16 protein-coding genes are annotated in these 17,969 nt (G+C 43.3%); all 16 read left to right on the forward strand.

Annotated elements, in window-relative coordinates:
• The first annotated feature begins 121 nt into the window (after nt 1-121).
• The 16 genes from CD004_RS07035 (at nt 122) to sigE (ending at nt 17,801) form a co-directional block, all read left to right on the forward strand.
• Complete coding sequence (locus CD004_RS07035) at nt 122-2,035, forward strand: stage V sporulation protein D (RefSeq protein WP_102262106.1); 1,914 nt, start codon at nt 122-124, stop codon at nt 2,033-2,035.
• A gap of 219 nt (nt 2,036-2,254) precedes the next feature.
• Entirely contained in the window at nt 2,255-3,715 is a 1,461-nt protein-coding gene (locus CD004_RS07040; protein WP_102262107.1) for a UDP-N-acetylmuramoyl-L-alanyl-D-glutamate--2,6-diaminopimelate ligase, read from the forward strand.
• 1 nt (nt 3,716) lies between these two features.
• Nucleotides 3,717-4,166 carry a hypothetical protein gene (locus CD004_RS07045; protein ID WP_102262108.1) on the forward strand — a complete coding sequence of 150 codons (450 nt, stop codon included), beginning with the start codon at nt 3,717-3,719 and terminating at the stop codon, nt 4,164-4,166.
• A gap of 1 nt (nt 4,167) precedes the next feature.
• The gene (mraY, locus tag CD004_RS07050) at nt 4,168-5,142 is read left to right on the forward strand and encodes a phospho-N-acetylmuramoyl-pentapeptide-transferase (RefSeq protein ID WP_102262109.1); all 975 of its coding nucleotides are present in this window, start codon (nt 4,168-4,170) and stop codon (nt 5,140-5,142) included.
• Nucleotides 5,143-6,495 carry a UDP-N-acetylmuramoyl-L-alanine--D-glutamate ligase gene (gene murD, locus CD004_RS07055; protein WP_102262110.1) on the forward strand — a complete coding sequence of 451 codons (1,353 nt, stop codon included), beginning with the start codon at nt 5,143-5,145 and terminating at the stop codon, nt 6,493-6,495.
• 101 nt (nt 6,496-6,596) lie between these two features.
• Nucleotides 6,597-7,697 carry a stage V sporulation protein E gene (gene spoVE, locus CD004_RS07060; protein WP_102262111.1) on the forward strand — a complete coding sequence of 367 codons (1,101 nt, stop codon included), beginning with the start codon at nt 6,597-6,599 and terminating at the stop codon, nt 7,695-7,697.
• 297 nt (nt 7,698-7,994) lie between these two features.
• The gene (murG, locus tag CD004_RS07065; RefSeq protein WP_102262112.1) at nt 7,995-9,089 is read left to right on the forward strand and encodes an undecaprenyldiphospho-muramoylpentapeptide beta-N-acetylglucosaminyltransferase; all 1,095 of its coding nucleotides are present in this window, start codon (nt 7,995-7,997) and stop codon (nt 9,087-9,089) included.
• Nucleotides 9,090-9,150: 61 nt separating this feature from the next.
• Nucleotides 9,151-10,059, forward strand: a complete 909-nt coding sequence (gene murB, locus CD004_RS07070) for a UDP-N-acetylmuramate dehydrogenase (protein WP_102262113.1) — start codon at nt 9,151-9,153, stop codon at nt 10,057-10,059.
• A gap of 262 nt (nt 10,060-10,321) precedes the next feature.
• Nucleotides 10,322-11,113 (forward strand): cell division protein FtsQ/DivIB, encoded by a 792-nt coding sequence (locus CD004_RS07075; protein ID WP_102262114.1) that lies wholly within the window; start codon nt 10,322-10,324, stop codon nt 11,111-11,113.
• The gene (locus tag CD004_RS07080) at nt 11,061-11,795 is read left to right on the forward strand and encodes a DUF881 domain-containing protein (protein ID WP_102262115.1); all 735 of its coding nucleotides are present in this window, start codon (nt 11,061-11,063) and stop codon (nt 11,793-11,795) included. Before CD004_RS07075 ends, CD004_RS07080 begins: the two co-directional genes overlap by 53 nt.
• A 78-nt stretch (nt 11,796-11,873) precedes the next feature.
• Nucleotides 11,874-12,653 (forward strand): DUF881 domain-containing protein, encoded by a 780-nt coding sequence (locus CD004_RS07085; protein ID WP_102262116.1) that lies wholly within the window; start codon nt 11,874-11,876, stop codon nt 12,651-12,653.
• Nucleotides 12,653-13,003, forward strand: coding sequence for a small basic family protein (locus tag CD004_RS07090; RefSeq protein ID WP_102262117.1), 351 nt, complete (start codon nt 12,653-12,655; stop codon nt 13,001-13,003). The genes CD004_RS07085 and CD004_RS07090 overlap by 1 nt, the downstream gene beginning before the upstream one ends.
• 137 nt (nt 13,004-13,140) lie before the next feature.
• Nucleotides 13,141-14,424, forward strand: a complete 1,284-nt coding sequence (gene ftsA, locus CD004_RS07095) for a cell division protein FtsA (protein WP_102262118.1) — start codon at nt 13,141-13,143, stop codon at nt 14,422-14,424.
• Between the two features lie 40 nt (nt 14,425-14,464).
• Nucleotides 14,465-15,610, forward strand: coding sequence for a cell division protein FtsZ (gene ftsZ, locus CD004_RS07100; protein ID WP_102262119.1), 1,146 nt, complete (start codon nt 14,465-14,467; stop codon nt 15,608-15,610).
• 488 nt (nt 15,611-16,098) lie between these two features.
• Entirely contained in the window at nt 16,099-17,037 is a 939-nt protein-coding gene (gene spoIIGA, locus CD004_RS07105) for a sigma-E processing peptidase SpoIIGA (protein WP_102262120.1), read from the forward strand.
• A 44-nt stretch (nt 17,038-17,081) separates the two neighbouring features.
• Entirely contained in the window at nt 17,082-17,801 is a 720-nt protein-coding gene (gene sigE / locus CD004_RS07110) for an RNA polymerase sporulation sigma factor SigE (protein ID WP_041966016.1), read from the forward strand.
• The last annotated feature ends 168 nt before the right edge of the window (nt 17,802-17,969 follow it).

The raw sequence follows: 17,969 nt of genomic DNA on the forward strand, positions 1-17,969 counted from the left end.
AACCTCAGCTTGTCTACACTTCTTGTTATATTCGAATTCGTACAAGCATATATTTGAACGAGTGTCTGAGAGTATCTTAGTTTACTATTGGAACAACTATAGAGGGAGGTTCGTTCAATATATGCGTGTATCAAATGTGACGGTCAGAAAGAGGCTGGCTCTCGTTCTGGTGGTTGGGATTTTGGTGTTTTTCATCATAGATGTCCGGCTTGGCTATGTGCAATTTATGCTAGGGGATTTTTTGACAGGGAAGGCAAAGGATTCTTGGAGCAGGAACGTCCCATTTGAACCTCAGCGCGGGGAAATAACGGATAGGAATGGAGTAGCGCTTGCAACGAATATTAGTGCACCGACTGTCTATGTGGTGCCACGCCAGGTGGAGGATCCGGAAGCTGCGGCGGAAATATTGGCGAAGGCTTTAAATATGTCTAAAGAGAAGGCCTATCAACATATTACAAAAAAAGCGATGATTGAGAGAATTCCAGAGGGCAGAAAGATTTCTCATGAGAAAGCGAAAGAAATCAGGGCGCTTGATATCAAAGGTATATATATCGGCGAAGATTCAAAGCGCCATTATCCATACGGCAGCTACCTATCACATGTCCTGGGCTTTGCGGGAATCGATAACCAGGGATTGATGGGGTTGGAACTCTATTATGATAAGGAATTGAAAGGGGAAAAAGGCTCGGTCCAATTTTATGCGGATGCCAAACAACAGCGGATGAACAATATGGCTGATGATTATGAACCTCCTGTGGATGGACTTGATTTAAAGTTGACGATCGACAGCAGGGTACAGACCATCGTCGAGAGGGAACTGGATATTGCCCAGGCAAAATACAATCCGGATGGCATCATTGCGATTGCCATGAATCCGAATAACGGGGAAATCCTCGCAATGTCGAGCAGGCCTGACTTTGATCCGGCCAACTTCCGCAATGTAGCACCGGAAGTCTATAATCGTAACTTGCCGATATGGAGCACATATGAGCCAGGATCAACTTTTAAAATCTTGACCCTGGCGGCAGCCCTTCAGGAAGGTAAGGTCGACCTCGAAAAAGATCACTTCTATGATTCAGGTTCAGTAGAAGTGGCTGGAGCGAGAATACGGTGCTGGAAAAAGGGCGGACATGGTAGCCAGACGTTCCTTGAAGTTGTCGAGAATTCCTGCAACCCCGGATTCGTTGAGCTTGGTGACAGATTAGGGAAAGAAACCCTGTTTAAATATGTAAAGGACTTTGGGTTTGGCGAAAAGACAGGAATTGACCTTCAAGGGGAAGGCAAAGGAATTTTATTCAACCTGGAAAGAGTAGGTCCGATAGAGCAGGCAACAACGGCTTTTGGGCAGGGTGTTTCTGTCACGCCGATTCAGCAGGTCGCTGCGGTTTCGGCAGCTGTAAATGGTGGAATACTTTATACACCTTATATTGCTAAAGAATTGATTGACCCTGTTACAGGGGAGGTTGTCATGAAGAAATCCCCACAGGCTAAAAGAAGGGTTATCTCTGAAGAAACCTCAAAAGAGATAAGGCATGCGCTTGAAAGCGTCGTAGCTAAAGGTTCAGGCAAAAATGCATACGTAGACTCTTACAGGGTTGGGGGCAAAACGGGTACTGCCCAGAAGGCAAAGGATGGCCGCTACCTCGAAAATAACCATATCGTTTCCTTCATAGGTTTTGCACCTGCGGATGATCCGCAAATCGTTATTTATGTAGCGGTTGATAACCCGAAAGGTACAGTACAGTTTGGTGGGGTAGTAGCAGCTCCTATCGTTGGCGATATTATGGAAGACAGTCTGCGCGCTATGGAGGTTCCCCCTCGGAAGGAGCAGATTGAAAAAGAATTGACATGGCTGGATACGCCTATGGTGGAGGTGCCAGACCTGATCGGCTTATCCAAGCAGGAGCTCAGGCAACAACTTATCAATTTCAAGCTTGATATTGCAGGTGATGGGGAGAAAGTTGTGAAGCAGCTTCCTTCACCTGGGGTGAAAATTAAGGAAGGGTCAACCATTAGGGTTTATATGAATGATTAAATAACAGATATAATTAAAACTTTAACTTATGGTGAGCAGGCGGCGGCAGGATATTTATCCGCCGCCTGCTTTAGGATACTGTACTATTTCGCTCATTGGGGAGCAGCCCCTCTCTTACTGAGGTAAAAAGGGCTCGCTCTTTTCATCTCAACAATGGCTAATTTCAGCCTAATCATGTAAAATAAGAGTCGCCATGTTGTTTGAGAGGATTTGATATTTATGAAATTACACGAATTGATTGGTTACTTGCACCCTTTCGTGGATTATAAGGGAGAAAACCCCGAAATTACTTCAATTGAAAATGATAACCGCAGAGTGACTCCTGGAAGTTTATTCATATGCATTAAAGGTTATACAGTTGATGGTCACGATTTTGCTGGATCCGCCGTGAAAAATGGAGCTGCAGCCGTTCTGGCCGAACGAGAACTGCCTGTAAATGTCCCGGTAATTGTTGTCAAGGATACGGTACGTGCAATGGCAGTGCTTGCTGATGCATTTTATGGCCAGCCTAGCCAGAAGCTTCATATGGTTGGAATCACAGGTACGAACGGAAAAACCACGACCAGCCTTATTATTGAACAGATTTTCAAGGATGCTGGACAGAAGACGGGTCTCATCGGAACGATGTACACGAAGATCGGTGAGCAAATCTTTGAAGTGAAGAATACAACGCCGGAGAGCCTGACCCTTCAAAAAACGTTCAAGAAAATGGTTGACGAACAGGTTGATACAACTGTAATGGAGGTTTCTTCGCATGCGCTGGTTTATGGACGTGTCCATGGGACGGATTATAATGTTGCTGTTTTCACGAATCTGACGCAGGACCATCTGGACTACCATAAAACGATGGAAGAATACAGGAAAGCGAAGGGGCTTTTGTTTTCACAGCTTGGCAATGCCTTCGACCATGAAAACCCCAAGTTTGCAGTCCTGAATTCAGATGATCCGGCAAGTGATGAATACGCCATGCTGACAACTGCCCATATATTAACTTACGGTATTGATAACCATGCTGACCTGCAGGCTATCAACATTTCGATGACAGCTAGCGGGACATCATTTGACTTGGTCAGTCCGTTTGGCGTAAAAAAGGTAAACATCCAGTTGATCGGTAAGTTCAGCATATATAATGTACTGGCAAGTATAGGGGCTGCCCTCGTGTCCGGCTTACCTTTAGATGATATCATCGCCTCTGTAGAAAGTGTTAAAGGTGTTTCCGGAAGGTTTGAAGTAGTAGATGCAGGACAGGATTTCTCAGTGATTGTTGACTACGCCCATACCCCGGACAGCCTTGAGAATGTCCTGAAGACAATACAGCAGTTTGCCCAGAAAAGGGTTTTTTGTGTAGTTGGCTGCGGTGGAGACCGGGATCGTACGAAGCGTCCCCTTATGGCGAAAATCGCGTGTGAATATTCTACTGATGCCATCTTCACCTCGGATAACCCAAGAAGTGAAGACCCGGCAGAAATCATCAAGGATATGGAAGAAGGAGTAAAGGGCGAGGTTTATACTTCGATTATCGACAGGAAGGAAGCTATCCAGCATGCCGTGAAAAATGCGAAGTCAGGGGATGTAATCCTGATTGCCGGGAAGGGACACGAAACCTACCAGCAAATTGGTGACAGGACCTTTGACTTTGATGACAGGATTGTGGCACGCGAGGCGATAGAGGAGAGGTAATATGCTGACATACCAGGATGTTTCAAGTCTATTTTCAAGAACAACTGGAATAAGTGATGAGAATATTCGCTTTCAAACTGTAAGCAGTCTCGCTGGCGCTAAACAGCCTAAAGGGCTTTTTATCCCGGTATCGACTGATTCCGGTACTTTACAGGAAGCAATTTCGAATGGTGCTGTGGCAGCTGTATGGCCTGAAGGCGAGCAAGTGCCGGCATACGCACCAAACCACTTCCCGATTTTTTACACACAAGATAAACTGAAAGGCTTAGAGAAAATTATGAACTCATACTATGATTACTTATCACAACACGATGACATCAAAGAAAGAACTAAATTCATTTTCTTGAATAAAGCACTTCTTAATGAAGACGATGAAACATATGATATAGCTGTGATGGCCGAAAACATCAATGGTTTTGGCGGCAATCGTAATAAGGCAGGTGAGGAATAGAATGCTGGAGCAAGTTATCTTTTTCACAATATTAATGGGTTTTCTGATCACTGTTCTGCTTTCTCCAGTGTTTATTCCTTTTTTGAGAAGGCTTAAATTTGGCCAGAGCATTAGAGAAGAAGGGCCGAAATCGCACCAGAAAAAAACAGGTACACCAACCATGGGCGGCGTCATGATTTTAATCTCCATCACAATCACTACACTCGTCATGACAGGTAAGTTTTCCCAGCCTTCAGTAGAAACGTATCTATTGTTATTTGTCACTCTAGGATTTGGCCTGCTTGGCTTTATGGATGATTTCATCAAGGTTGTCATGAAGCGAAACCTTGGATTGACTTCAAAACAAAAACTGCTTGGCCAGATTATTATTTCCGTTATTTTTTACTTCATTTTCAAGCAAAGTGAATTTTCAACAGTAATCAGCATCCCATTAACCGACATTTCTTTTGACCTAGGATGGGGATATGCCCTGTTCATTATTTTCTGGATGGTCGGGTTTTCAAATGCTGTTAACCTGACGGACGGGCTTGACGGGCTGGTTTCCGGAACAGCTGCTATTGCATTTGGTGCATTCGCTGTACTTGCCTGGAGCCAATCTCAATATGAGCTTTCCATTTTTTCAGTCGCGGTGGTTGGTGCTGTTTTAGGATTCCTTGTATTCAATGCACACCCTGCTAAAGTGTTCATGGGAGACACTGGTTCCCTCGCTCTTGGTGGTGCCATTGCAACTGTCGCGATCCTTGCGAAGCTTGAGATTATCCTGATCATCATTGGCGGCATTTTCGTGATTGAAACATTATCCGTTATCCTCCAGGTTATTTCTTTCAAAACTACCGGAAAGAGAATTTTCAGGATGAGTCCGCTTCACCACCATTATGAATTGATTGGCTGGTCAGAATGGCGTGTTGTAGTCACGTTCTGGACTGTGGGCCTTCTTTTCGCGATCCTTGGAATTTATATTGAGGTGTGGATTTAGATGAAAGATATCAAAACATATCAACATAAAAAAATACTTGTACTTGGCCTTGCCAAGAGTGGAGTCAGTGCAGCTGCTCTGCTACATAAATTAGGTGCTTTCGTAACAGTGAACGATAGCAAGCCTCTCTCTGAAAATCCTGAAGCGCAAGGATTGCTTGAGCAGGGAATCAAGGTTGTTTGTGGAAGCCATCCGATCGAATTGATGGACGAAGGTTTTGAACTGGTCGTCAAGAATCCGGGGATTCCATATTATAATCCTATGATTCTAAAAGCGATTGAAAAGGAAATTCCGATTATTACAGAGGTTGAACTGGCTTACCAGATTTCTGATGCACCGCTTGTTGGCATAACAGGGACTAACGGCAAGACAACTACTACAACACTAATATTCGAAATGCTTGAGGCAGGGAACAAGCAACCATTGATTGCTGGTAATATCGGTACCGTAGCATCAGGTGTTGCTCAAGATGCAACAGCTGAAAATACTATTGTTATTGAACTGTCATCTTTTCAATTAATGGGAATTGACCAGTTTAAGCCGAGAATAGCGATTATCACTAATCTGTACGATGCTCATTTGGATTATCACGGTACGCGGAAAGAATATATCGCTGCGAAGGCACTGATTACGACGAACCAGACGGAAGAGGACTATCTGATCGTGAATGCGGATCAGGAAGAGGTCATGGAAATCGCCCGAAATTCCCAAGCACAAATCGTTCCTTTCTCAACGAAAAAAGTTCTGGAGAGCGGTGCTTATGTAAAAGATGGCTGGGTGTGTTTTAACGGCGAGCAGATAATTGAAACGAAAGATATCGTCCTGCCTGGTAAACACAATTTGGAGAATATACTATCTGCCGTAGCTGCGACACTGCTATCAGGTGCAGATAAAGAGGCCATCAGGAAGGTACTTACTACCTTTGCAGGAGTTCGTCACAGGCTCCAATATGTGGCCACGATCGATGAACGAAAATTTTATAATGACTCAAAAGCAACGAATATTTTGGCTACTGAAAATGCCCTGGCAGCTTTCGACGTACCAATCGTCTTGCTGGCCGGCGGTCTTGATAGGGGCAATTCTTTTGATGAGCTTGTTCCTTCATTAAAAAATGTGAAGACATTGATTACTTTCGGGGAGACAGCTGAAAAAGTTGGACAGGCTGGCCATGATGCAGGAATAAAAACGATTTTGCGGGCCGATAATGTGGAAAAGGCCGTTCCCGTGGCATTTGAACATTCAGAGCCCGGTGATGTCATCCTGCTGTCTCCAGCATGTGCAAGCTGGGATCAGTACAAAACTTTTGAGGTCAGGGGAGACATGTTTATCGAGGCCGTGCATAAGCTTAAGTAAGGGCTTGTCTTGAACAACATGACTCAGGTTGCTTGGCCTCATTGCAGGCTGGATGGGAAGCGGCATATGAGCCCTAAATCATACAGCCGAGGTGTATTGCTTTGCCAACGAAAAAATCTACTCCAGACATTTTTCTTATGATTGTTACATTTACGCTTTTGGCAGTGGGCTTGATCATGGTCTATAGCGCAAGTGCTGTCTGGGCGGACTATAAGTTTAATGATTCTTTTTTCTTTGCGAAACGGCAAATGCTATTTGCTGGTGTCGGGATCATCGCGATGTTTTTCATCATGAATATTGACTATTGGACATGGAGAACATGGGCGAAGGTCATTTTGATTATTTGTTTTGTCCTGTTGATCCTTGTTTTGATTCCTGGAATCGGGAATGTGCGGAATGGATCAAGGAGCTGGATCGGAGTAGGTGCCTTTTCCGTTCAGCCATCAGAGTTCATGAAGATTGCGATGATTGCCTTCCTCGCGAAATTTTTGTCTGAGAACCAGAAAGCAATCACTTCATTTAAAAAGGGACTTTTCCCTTCTTTAGGGCTTGTGTTTCTGGCATTCGGTCTCATTATGCTTCAGCCTGATTTAGGAACAGGGACGGTAATGGTGGGCACTTCTGTTGTTATCATCTTTATTGCTGGGGCAAGGATCAGTCATTTTGTCGGCCTTGGACTGCTGGGGGTTGCAGGGTTTGTTGGCCTGATTATTTCAGCGCCATACAGGATGAAAAGGATCACATCGTTCCTTGACCCATGGCAGGATCCACTCGGGAGCGGGTTCCAAATGATCCAATCGCTTTATGCAATCGGCCCTGGGGGATTGTTCGGTCTTGGCCTGGGACAAAGCAGGCAAAAGTTCTTTTATCTGCCTGAACCCCAAACGGATTTTATATTCGCAATTCTTGCTGAGGAGCTTGGGTTCATTGGTGGTTCATTGATTCTTCTTTTATTCTCCTTACTGCTTTGGAGGGGAGTAAGGATTGCGCTTGGGGCTCCCGATTTATTCGGGACATTCCTGGCCACTGGGATCATTGCAATGATTGCAATCCAGGTCATGATCAATATCGGTGTTGTCACCGGCCTTATGCCTGTAACTGGCATAACGCTCCCATTCCTGAGCTACGGAGGATCATCTCTGACACTGATGCTGATGGCTGTCGGAGTATTGCTGAATATCAGTAGACATTCGAGATACTAAGAGTAAAATGAAAGACCCTTCTGCAGGGTCTTTTATTTGTTGGAAAACGTTCCAATCTATGTGAATATGAATAGGAATATACTTCTATTCATGCTATATTACATTTAAATAACAATATCTTTAAAAACTGTTCTAAAGTTTAGAATATAGTAGAATAGGGTAAAACCGGGGAGTGCCTTTTTTATAGGTTCCTTTTTACAATTCTTATTCACATCACGCAATCCGGAAAAACCTGGTGTGTAAATGCTTGCGTGATGGACGCGATTAAAAAAGAGATAAGTTGCTGAGGTGTGGAAAATGAAGATTGCAGTTAGCGGCGGCGGTACAGGTGGACATATTTATCCTGCGCTCGCACTAATAAGGGAAATTCAAAAAAAGGATGAGAATGTCGAGTTTCTCTACATAGGGACGGAAAAAGGGCTCGAAAGCAAGCTTGTGCCCAGGGAGAACATCCCATTTAAATCCATACATATCACAGGGTTCAAACGAAAGATTTCATTTGAAAACGTAAAAACAATCCTGCGGTTTCTCAAAGGTGTCAGGGACAGTAAAAAAATGCTCAAGGAATTCAAGCCAGATGTGGTCATTGGTACTGGCGGCTATGTTTGCGGCCCTGTGGTCTATGCGGCTGCGAAAATGGGCATACCTACAATTGTCCATGAACAAAACAGCGTTCCAGGTTTGACGAATAAATTCCTGAGCCGTTATGTTGATAAAATCGCGATTTGCTTTGAAGAAGCTAGGGAATTCTTCCCTGAGCAAAAGGTTGTGTTGACTGGTAACCCTAGAGCGTCAGAGGTACTTGGGCAAGATGGAATCAAAGGCAGATTGTCTGCCGGATTAAAACTCAAAATTCCTACAGTGCTTATTTTTGGCGGCAGCAGGGGTGCCAGGCCAATTAATGAAGCAGTCGTTAAAAGCCTCGCTGAATTAAGCGGTAAATCATATCAGGTGCTATATGTTACAGGCGATGTTCATTTTGAAGATGTCCAGAAGGAAGTTGAACTTGTCGGTAATCCGGAAAATGTCAACATCAAACCCTTTATTCACAATATGCCTGAGGTGCTATCCGGTGTTGATTTAACTGTTGCAAGGGCAGGAGCGACCACCCTGGCTGAACTTACTTCATTGGGGATTCCCAGCATATTGATTCCGAGCCCATATGTAACCGACAATCATCAAGAAAAAAACGCACGGGCTTTAAGCGAAAACGGAGCAGCACGGCTGCTGCTTGAAAAAGATCTTACAGGGCCCAAGCTGGTCGAAAGTATTGACCACATATTGGGCAACGAAGACAAGCTGGCCGATATGAAAAAGGCGGCGAAAAAACTAGGCATACCTGACGCAGCCCAGAGACTGTACCGTCTCATGGAGGAACTGGCGAAAAAGTAGCCTATAGGCATGCAGCTGCATAAAATGGTCAAAATAGCTGTATCGTGAAAGGAAGGTAATTATGAAGGATCTAGCTAACAAACTTAGGGAATTGAACATCGGTTCGGTAAAGGAAAATGAACCGCTGGCAAACCATACATCAATGAAAATTGGCGGACCTGCTGACATACTTATTGAACCTTCATCAATAGAAAATTTAAGAAAAGCGGTTGAAGTCATTAAGGATTCTGGTGTTGAATGGACCGTGATCGGCAGAGGGTCAAATCTCCTCGTTTCAGACAAAGGCATTGAAGGTGTTGTGATTAAACTCGGTTCCGGACTTGATGATTTGGAGATCGATGGGACTAGAGTGACAGCTGGTGGAGGTCTTTCACTGGTCAACTTTGCGATCACCATTAGCCGAAAAGGACTTTCAGGACTTGAATTCGCAGGCGGAATTCCCGGGTCGATTGGCGGCGCGGTTTATATGAACGCAGGGGCCCATGGATCTGATATCTCACAAATCCTGGAGAAAGCCTATGTACTCTTTGAAGATGGCGCTCTTGAGTGGCTCTCAAATGAAGAAATGAAATTCTCCTATCGGACATCCGTCCTTCAAAAAGAGCGGCCAGGTGTTGTCGTAGGAGCCATTTTCCAACTGCAAGAGGGCAACAAGGATGAAATTGTGGCGGAGCTTCAAAAAAACAAGGATTATCGCAAAGAAACCCAGCCATATAACTTTCCAAGCTGCGGCAGTGTCTTTAGGAATCCCCTGCCCAATTATGCTGGGAATTTAATTGAAAAATCAGGTTTGAAAGGCCATCAAATCGGCGGGGCACAAATTTCGGAGCTTCATGCTAATTTCATTGTGAACAAAGGAAATGCAAAGGCCGAGGATGTACTTGGTCTGATTCAGCATGTAAAGGACACAGTCCTTGATTTACATGGTGTGAAAATGGAGACAGAGGTAGAAATTATAGGTCGTAAATAGCAGGAAAGTGGTTCAAGCTGTCAAATTCTGTGATATAATAATTCATTAGATTAGATGCTGTCCGGATAACAAACGGCATGACAGATTCTCATGCCGTTGGCTCTTCTTTTATTATGTGCTTATGTACATACTTATTGTTTTCAATTCTAGGGAAAGCTTCTGATTCTAAATTTATTATTACGATGGCTTTAACCTGCAAGATCAAGAAAAAAGATGTTATTCTTATTGGAAATGGGTTCAGCCGATAAAGAGGGGATTGAAAATGGACAAGAGGAAAATCGTCTCAATTGAAGATCGGATTCCAAAGTTAAAACATCAAAGGCGCAAGAAAGCTAATCGCAGGCTTATCATGCTTCTGGCATTGTTTTTTATATTAATAGCCGGTGTTATCTATTTCCAGTCACCGCTAAGCAAGGTGAAAGAAATCACTGTCTCAGGAAATGAGTCCTATTCCTACGAGCACATCGTGGAAAAAAGCGGACTCAGCTTTGAGTCAAATGTGTGGAAAATCAGCAAAGGCGATGTTGAAGAAAAACTGGAGAAAATCCAGGAAATCAAACAAGCTACTGTGAACGTAAAGTTTCCAAATAAGATCGCCATTGAGCTTGAAGAATATAGCAGGCTTGCCTACATTTCAAAGGGGAAGAATTTTTACCCGGTCCTTGAAAATGGAAATATACTTGGAGAAAAGCAGATTGATGAGATTCCTGTTAACGCGCCAATCTTAATAGGCTTTAAAGAAGGGAAGGTCCTGGATGAAATGATTGCTTCACTGGAGGAACTGCCTGAAGTTGTCATCAATTCAATCTCTGAAATACACTCACAGCCTGTTAAAACGGATAAATATCTTGTTAAGCTGTATATGAATGACGGTTTCGAGGTGAATGCTACTCTCAGGACTTTTTCTGAAAAAATGGTACATTATCCTTCAATTGTCAGTCAGCTTGACCCTTCTAAAAAGGGTGTAATCGATCTCGAGGTTGGCTCTTATTTTAAAGCATATGAAGCAGAGGAAGCTGAGGAAGTTGAAATTGAAAAAGAAAGTGAACAGTAATCGTGTAATACTTTCAATCGTTTTCCTGGTACTTGGCTTCATGGTCGCTTTTTCATTCCGTGTTACACAGGACGAGGGTGACAAAGGCCAGGGTTTGACGGACAGGCAATGGGAGAAGCATTTAAGTCTGAGAAACGATCTGATAGAACAGGAAGAAAAAAACCGCGAGCTTCAACAAGAGTTGAATGCCAAGCAGGAAAAGGTAAGGGAAATTGAGGCCAGCCTTTCCAAAGAAGCGCAGGTTTTCTTTAACATGGCTGAGGACGCTGAGAAATACCGTATGTTCCTTGGCAAGGTAGAGGTCAGTGGCAATGGAGTAAAAGTAACTCTGGCTGATGGAGAGTACGATCCTGATGAGGAGAATATCAATAATTATCTTGTCCACGAGCATCATGTTTTCAAGGTGATCAACGAATTGTACATTTCAGGAGCAGCAGCTATCGCTGTGAACGGGCAACGAATTTCTCACAATTCATATATATTGTGTACAGGCCCTGTCATCACTGTTGATGGCTACCAGCATCCTGCCCCATTTGAAATCACTGCTATTGGTGACCCCGATGTTCTTTCCTCCGCTCTCAATATTACCGGTGGGGTAAAAGATCAGCTTGTGAATGACCAGATTGTTTTTTCATTAGAGGAAAAGGAAGATCTTAAAATGGATCCGATTTTGGGAAAATGATGACGACCATCGCTTTCTTTCCAAAATACGAATGCCGTACAAGAAAATAGGTTAACAGGCTGTTTAGCATGGGATTGAATGAATACCACTAGAAATGGCCTAATAGAAAGCAAGGTGAATACATTGGGCCGACCTAAGAATCTCAGCTTCAGTATCATAGCTGCAATTATTGGATTAATGGTCGCCATTCAGTTTCAAACCGTCAGGGAACCAGAAGTCAGGGACACAAGGGACACTTGGCAGCTTCGTGAGGATTTAATGAAGGAGAAGGAATTACAGTCCAAGCTGCTTCTTGAAATCAGGTCTAATGAAGAAAAATTAGCTAAGTATGAAACTGAGCGGCAGCAAAGCAAGGAAGAGGTACTGCGGGAAACCCTCGCTGAATTGAAGGATGAGGCTGGACTGACCGAGGTCACCGGTCCAGGGATAACTCTCTCGATTAAACCTGCTTTCAACCTGATTGTCGAAGGTGACAATCCGCCTTCGGTTTCTCCAGACATGCTTAAAAGGCTTTTGAATGAGTTGAACATGTATGGAGCGAAGCATGTTTCCGTTGATGGCGAGAGGATCATTAATACTACCGTCATCCGGGATATTAACAGGGTGACAAAAATCAATGGCCATTCACTCAATCGTTTTCCTATTGAAGTTCGGGTAATAACGGAAAATGGAGACGCAGCCGAAAAGTTATATAATCGGATGAAGGTTTCCACGGTAGCCGAGGATTTTTTCATCGATAGCCTGGAAGTGGTCGTAAACAGGCCAGAGAGCACGCTGGTTGTACCTGCATATCAAGATACAATCAGGATCAGGTACATGGAACCCGTTAAAACAGACAAAGGGGGAGGCAACGGATAATGTGGCTTCCAGTAATGGGGTTGGTAATCGGTGTCATCATTGGGCTATTGACCGATATCCGAATTCCTGAAGAATACTCCAACTATTTATCAATCGCGATCCTTGCAGCCCTAGATACTTTGTTCGGAGGGATCCGCGCCCAGCTGCAAAATATTTATGATGAAAAAGTTTTTGTATCAGGATTCTTTTTTAATATAGTATTAGCAGCAAGTTTAGCTTTTCTAGGTGTCCATCTTGGTGTAGACTTGTATTTAGCAGCAGTTTTTGCCTTTGGGGTAAGGCTGTTCCAGAATATAGCCGTCATTCGGAGAATAATATTGACAAAATGGTCAACGACAAGTGAAAAGTAGAAAAAAAAATGATATTTTAAAAGGGAAATATTTAATTGTGACGAATAAAGTAATGTAATTAAAAAATGAAACGCAATTAGATAGTGGCAAGAAATTGTTGTTCAAACATTAGGAATTGTTGAAGGAGGTGCCACAGAATGAACAGCAATGATATATATGTCAGTCTTGACATCGGTACATCCAGTGTGAAGGTAATCATTGGGGAAATGGTCAACGACACTTTAAATATAATTGGTGTTGGCAATGTAAAGTCCGAAGGGTTAAGAAAGGGCTCCATTGTTGATATAGATGAAACCGTTCATTCTATTAAAAGGGCAATCGAACAAGCTGAAAGAATGATAGGTTTAAAGATTAACCAGGTGATTGTAGGTGTCACCGGCAATCATGTTTCCCTGTTGCCATGCCATGGCGTGGTTGCAGTTTCCAGCGACAATCGCGAGATCACAAATGAGGACGTAGCGAGAGTCATTGATGCTGCACAGGTGGTATCGATACCGCCTGAGCGAGAGATTATAGACGTGATTCCAAAGCAATTTATCGTTGACGGTCTTGATGAGATCAATGATCCAAGAGGCATGATTGGTGTTAGGCTTGAAATGGAAGGAACGATCATTACTGGATCAAAGACCATCTTACATAATACTCTTCGTTGTGTTGAGCGTGCTGGACTTGAAATTGTGGATATCGGACTACAGCCGCTCGCTGCGGGAGCATTCGCACTTTCAAAGGATGAAAAGAATATGGGTGTCGCGATGATTGATATCGGCGGCGGTTCATCGACGGTCGCCGTGTTCGAGAACGGACACTTAAGGGGGACATCTGTCATTCCGGTTGGAGGAGACCATATCACCAAGGACTTATCAATCGGTTTGCGCACGACAACTGAAGAAGCGGATAAATTGAAATTGAAGCATGGACATGCCTTTTATGACCATGCATCCGAAGAGGAATTATTCGAAGTTTCAATCATCGGCAGCGACCAGCAGCAGCAGTTCAATCAGCTGGAAGTAGCCGATATCATTGAGGCAAGAATGGAAGAAATCTTTTCCCTTGTCCAGGATGAATTGAAACACATGAACATAAGGGACTTGCCAGGTGGTTTTGTCCTGACAGGTGGAACAGCCAATATGCAGGGGGTACTGGAGCTTGCCCAGGATATTTTCCAAAGCAGGGTAAGAATCGCCATACCGGATTACATTGGCGTAAGGGAACCACAGTACACGACCGCAGTCGGCTTAATCCAATTTGCTTATAAAAACGCAAAATTAAAAGGAAAGAAAATGGAAGCAGCTTTTAGGGAAATGGAACCAAAAGAAAAGAGAGTTCAAAAACAGCCGCATCCAAAATCGAAGCCTGAGAAACAGCCTGAAGAAAAAGTCACCTCAAGAATGAAGAAATTTCTTGGCTACTTTTTTGAATAATCAGAGCTAACAGGAAATCGGCGAATTAGGAGGATTTGTCATGTTGGAATTTGATACGAATTTAGATTCACTTGCTACTATAAAAGTTATCGGTGTTGGCGGCGGCGGAAATAATGCGGTTAACCGAATGATCGAACACGGCGTACAAGGTGTGGAATTCATCGCAGTCAACACAGACGCACAAGCATTGAACCTTTCAAAAGCTGAAATCAGAATGCAAATCGGTGCGAAACTAACGCGTGGTCTAGGCGCTGGCGCCAATCCTGAGGTCGGCAAGAAAGCGGCCGAAGAAAGCAAAGAACAAATTGAGGAAGTGCTAAAAGGCGCTGACATGGTATTTGTTACTGCCGGTATGGGCGGAGGAACAGGTACTGGGGCAGCTCCAGTTATCGCTCAAATCGCGAAGGACCTCGGAGCTTTAACAGTGGGTGTAGTTACTCGTCCATTTACATTTGAGGGACGCAAGCGTGCTGGACAAGCTGGCGGTGGAATAGGTGCAATGAAGGAAGCGGTAGACACATTGATCGTCATTCCAAACGACCGCCTGCTTGAGATTGTTGATAAGAGCACTCCGATGCTGGAAGCTTTCCGTGAAGCCGATAATGTTCTTCGCCAGGGTGTCCAGGGTATTTCAGACTTGATCGCTACACCTGGTTTGATCAACCTTGACTTCGCTGACGTAAAAACTATCATGTCAAATAAAGGTTCAGCCTTGATGGGCATTGGGGTAGCTTCAGGTGAAAACCGTGCTACCGAAGCAGCCAAAAAAGCTATTTCATCTCCATTGCTTGAAACATCTCTTGATGGAGCTCAGGGTGTCCTGATGAACATTACTGGTGGAACGAACTTGAGCCTTTATGAAGTTCAGGAAGCTGCAGATATTGTTGCTTCTGCTTCAGACCAGGATGTAAACATGATCTTTGGTTCGGTTATTAATGAAAACTTAAAAGATGAAATTATCGTTACGGTGATTGCAACAGGCTTCAATGAGGAAGTCGTCCAGCCAAAGCCGACAAGACCAGGGTTTGGAGGGCAGCAAAAGCCAGGTATGGGTGCTATCAAGCGCGAACAGCCTAAACGTGAAGAAATCCAGCAGGAAGCACCAAGAAGCAACAATCAGTCCCCACAGGGCGACGATGCTCTTGATATCCCAACATTCCTGCGCAATCGTAACAGAAGACGCTAATTTAAACTTCAGGAGGGCATAGCCGAAATGGCTATGCCCTTTTTGTGTTTTTTATGAAATCTACTAAACAACTTACATTGGAATATATGACCTATTAAAAATACAAGCATCATTTTATTCTTAAAGTTAATAATCTGAAAATTGACAAAATCCGAAGGGAAAAGTGAAAATCTCTGTTGTTTTGTTGCCAGATTATGACACACTTCATAGGCCAATGACGATATACTTTTCCGTAACGGAATGATAGAGCAAGAAGCAAATCGATTACTACGTGCTTCAACAGTGGTTACTAACCATTGCTCGGCGCCAGGTTGTATTTTTACCAGCCAAAGTAGTTTGCGCGGTTTGTCAGATTGAGCCGGCAATAGGCCGTTTGTATGCTTGATCCTTTAAAGCAGAAGGGATGGTGGGTTCTGAATAGGACTCTCTCGCAGCACTTTCAGCGGTCGAACAAGGCGCATGCGAAATTCTGTACAGGGGGATGAGAGGTGAAGGTCTATCTGGATGTCATCTGGGCATTGAATTTATTATTTGATACGTTTCTTCTCTACTTGACTGCCATCATCCTGAAAAGACAGGTTAAACTATGGCGGCTATGTGTGGGAGGGACTATAGGTTCACTGCTCATTATATTAGCAATTACTCCGTTTCATGCTGCAGCGGGGCACCCAGCGGGTAAACTGTTCTTTTCGATATTGATGGTCCTGGCAGCTTTTGGCTATAAAAGATTCCGTTTTTTCTTTAAGGCACTCATGACATTTTATGTAACGACCTTTCTGCTTGGAGGAACTTTGACAGGAGTACATTACTTTATCCAATTTGATATGAACCTGGCCTCGAATGTGGCCATGAACCATATTAAAGGGTTTGGCGATCCGATCAGCTGGCTGTTTGTATTACTTGGATTTCCGCTCGCCTGGCATTTTTCAAAGAGGAATATTGAACAATTCGAAATGACCAAGATTCAATATGAATCACTGGCTGAAGTGGAAGTGAAGTTCATGGAGATGGAGTTCAACATTAAAGGATTGATAGATAGCGGTAATCAGCTTTATGATCCTATCTCAAAGATGCCAGTCATGATTTTATCAATTGCGAATTGTTCGGATAGTATGCCAAGTGATCTCATAAGGGTAGCTGAAAATCCCGATTGTGTTTTGTCGGGTGATGTTAATTTCTCGCAGCAGCTGGAAAATCGAATGAGGATCATTCCATGCAAGGTAGTCGGACAAGAGCATCAATTAATCATTGCTTTTAATCCTGACAAGATCAAGATCACTACAGACGAAGGAACTTATATTGCTGAAAAGGGGTTAATATCTTTTACTGCACAGGAACTTTCGGCTGATGGCAGTTTTCAATGTATTATCCATCCAAAAATGATGGCAGGGATGGCAAAACAAGAGCCAACGGTGAAGGTAAGCTAATATTACTATACTCAGAAATACATAATTTAGAAGGAGGACAATCAATGAAAAATTTGCGGCTTCGGATATCCTATTACTGGTATAAGTTATTAATGAAACTAGGCTTGAAAACAGATGAAATATATTATATCGGCGGTAGCGAAGCGTTGCCACCTCCTTTAACGAAAGAAGAGGAAGAAGTGCTTTTGAATAAGCTTCCAAATGGGGATAAAGCGGCGAGGTCAATTCTCATCGAAAGAAATTTGAGACTCGTTGTCTACATCGCACGTAAATTCGAAAATACGGGCATCAATATTGAAGACTTAATCAGTATCGGTACAATTGGTTTGATTAAGGCGGTCAATACCTTTAATCCTGAAAAGAAAATCAAGCTGGCGACCTACGCTTCCAGATGTATTGAAAATGAGATCCTGATGTATTTGCGAAGGAATAATAAACTGCGATCGGAAGTTTCCTTCGATGAGCCTCTGAATATCGATTGGGATGGAAATGAACTGCTTTTGTCCGATGTTCTTGGAACTGATGACGATATTATCACAAAGGATCTAGAGTCCAATGTGGATAAAAAATTGCTGGTTAAAGCACTTCAGCAACTTTCCGATCGTGAAAAGCAAATCATGGAATTGCGTTTCGGACTTGGCAGCGGCGAGGAAAAGACACAAAAGGATGTGGCGGATATGCTGGGAATTTCTCAGTCTTATATTTCACGTCTTGAAAAGAGAATCATCAAGCGTTTGCGTAAAGAATTCAACAAAATGGTATAGCAGAAAAATTTTCTATAAAAAATTTTTCTCTTTGATAATAGTGATAACTTGGCGGTTTTAATGGCTTATTCTTCCTGAAAACAGTCCAGGCTTTAGGTAAATAGTGCATATTTTTCCTTCTTGCGGAGATACTGATTTTTGACAGCAGCTCCTGTGAGGAGGGAAAAG

This window comes from Mesobacillus jeotgali (assembly GCF_002874535.1).
GTDB classification, from domain to species: Bacteria; Bacillota; Bacilli; order Bacillales; family Cytobacillaceae; genus Mesobacillus; species Mesobacillus jeotgali.